This window comes from Acinetobacter sp. NBRC 110496, from assembly GCF_000876115.1.
Lineage (GTDB): Bacteria > Pseudomonadota > Gammaproteobacteria > Pseudomonadales > Moraxellaceae > Acinetobacter.
On sequence record NZ_BBTF01000119.1, the window covers coordinates 1 to 2,173 of the forward strand.

The window sequence follows — 2,173 nt, forward strand, 5'->3', positions numbered from 1 at the left end:
TTCACCAGCACAAGATTTTATTGAAAAGTCGGTCGATCTCAACGAAATGCTGATCACCAATGAGTACTCTACGTTTATTGGTAAAGTAGGCTCTCGTTCCATGCTAAATGCTGGTATAGATATTAACGATAAGCTCATAATCGATAGAAGCTTAGACGCCAAGCATCTAGATATTATTGTTGCTCAGCTAGAAACAGACTTTACCGTTAAGCGGTTGATGATCACCAAGCAAATGTCAGCTGGTGAAATTAATGAAATTTTTGGTCCAGATGCAAAATCTATCCCTCCAGTTTGGCTTAAAGCAGAAAACCAAGAGCACTCACATATTTTTCTAAAACCTGAACAGGAATTGATTGTGTGGGGCGTAGTGACTTACATCATTAAAGACGCACGAAAATGACAAACCGGGTATTTATTCATGTTGATATAAATTCGGCATATTGTTCGATGGAAGCATTTTGGAACCCTAAGTTAAAGGGTAAACCATGCGTTGTCTTAAGCTCTAATGATGGAACAATCATCGCGAGAAGCGCTGAAGCTAAACTCTTAAAAATCCCGATGGGTGCGCCACTCTTTAAGGTCCAAGACATCATCAATAAACATAACGTTCATGTGCTATCGAGCAATTTTGCGCTGTATGGCGAAATGTCACGCCGTTTTCATGGAATATTATCTGGTTTTGTAGATCCAAGCTGTTACAGCATTTACAGCATTGATGAAGGCTTTATAGAATTTACTCAATTTACTAAAAACTTTGATGCTACTGAAATGGCACGGGAGATTCGGCATCAAGTATATAAGTTTATTGGCTTAACAACGTGCGTGGGTGTTGGTAGAACACTGACTGAAAGTAAAATGGCCAACAACCTTGCCAAAAAGAATCCAGAATTAAATGGAATCTGTAATTTAGTGACAATGAGCCTGGTAGATGTCGAAAGCTACTATCAAAGCATGCCAGTTGATGAAATATGGGGTGTAGGGCGAAAGTACGCTAAAAAGCTTAATGACATGGGGATTTTAAGTGTGCTGGATCTTGCAACATCCAACCCGAATCGAATGCGTGAACTCTTCAATGTGAATATGCAAAGTACGATTTTAGAATTGCTTGGCCAGCCATGCTTTGAATTTGAAAGTTCACCTAAGGCGAAACAACAGATTGTCTCGAGCAAATCTTTCGGCCAGAAAATTACTGAGCTCTCAATTCTTCAAGAAGCCATCAGCAAATATACCCATAATGCATTCAATCGGCTTGTTGCTGAACACCAGCTATGCGGATCTCTGATTGTTTTCTTGCAATCCAACCCATTTGACCAGTCAAAACCGTATTACAGCAAGTCGTTAACATACACGTTTACCCAACCTACAAACAATTTGATGCAACTGGTTAAAGCTGCCACATCACTGATTGATAAATTGTACAAAGAGGGGATAGAGTTTAAGAAATGTGGCGTGATGTTGTGTGAATTGATAAAAGAAGAACATCGCACGATCGGCCTACTAACTGACGTAGAGCAGCTTGAAAAAGAGCAAGCGTTAATGACGGCGTTTCAAAACATTCAAAGTAAGTTTGGCAAGGCTAAAATTGCTGCTGGATCATGTAATCTGAAAAATAGAGATTGGGAACCTAAGTCAGAACGTCAAAGCCGTAACTATTTTAGTGAGGCTGGTATGATTGTTTTCAATTGATTCATTTGAGGGAATTTGTTGGCAATGACGGGGATGGTCAGACTCGAACTGGCATTCAAGGAATCAAACCTTTGCCTTAAAGAGATTGATCAAATCTCAAAATCAATTGGCTACACCCTCGGAAATATAAGAAATTAAGATTGCTGATAGCTTCTTGGTGATTCAGCTGGTGTACCATCATCATATCGCCAAAATAAGAAGCTTCCACTCCATTCGACTTCACCTGAAGCATAGTCACGGATCTTATCGCTCCAGCGGATAGGTTTAATTTCATGGTCTAAGAATTCATCCCACACAATAAACGCCGTGCCATCTTTGTTTGGGATTTGGTTCTCTATGAAGAACCAGGGTGACTTCACATCAACAGAACAGCGTTTTGTCATTTTGTCTCTCTCACTCTTTTGAGTCGTATGCATATTCATATAAGCCTCAAATCAATTGAAAAGATCCTGGAAACTGTTTTGAACGTCAGATCGTGCGATCGGCG

3 protein-coding genes are annotated in these 2,173 nt (G+C 39.9%); 2 read left to right on the forward strand and 1 reads right to left on the reverse strand.

Going from position 1 to position 2,173, the window contains the following annotated elements:
• Together umuD and Aba26S_RS20720 are read left to right on the forward strand one after the other, a co-directional pair.
• The coding region (gene umuD, locus Aba26S_RS20715) for a translesion error-prone DNA polymerase V autoproteolytic subunit (protein WP_043975038.1) at positions 1-400 on the forward strand (400 nt) is incomplete at its 5' end.
• On the forward strand, positions 397-1,686 hold the full coding sequence (locus Aba26S_RS20720; RefSeq protein WP_043041780.1) for a Y-family DNA polymerase: 1,290 nt from the start codon (positions 397-399) through the stop codon (positions 1,684-1,686). The genes umuD and Aba26S_RS20720, both read left to right, overlap by 4 nt.
• A gap of 134 nt (positions 1,687-1,820) precedes the next feature.
• Here the strand turns inward: Aba26S_RS20720 and Aba26S_RS20725 are convergent, their stop codons facing one another.
• The gene (locus Aba26S_RS20725) at positions 1,821-2,069 is read right to left on the reverse strand and encodes a hypothetical protein (protein WP_042893682.1); all 249 of its coding nucleotides are present in this window, start codon (positions 2,067-2,069) and stop codon (positions 1,821-1,823) included.
• Positions 2,070-2,173 lie beyond the last annotated feature (104 nt).

Coding starts and splice junctions, on each gene's coding strand:
- Aba26S_RS20720 (WP_043041780.1), top strand. CDS start 397: ATGACAAACCGGGTATTTATTCATGTTGATATAAATTCGGCATATTGT.
- Aba26S_RS20725 (WP_042893682.1), bottom strand. CDS start 2,069: ATGACAAAACGCTGTTCTGTTGATGTGAAGTCACCCTGGTTCTTCATA.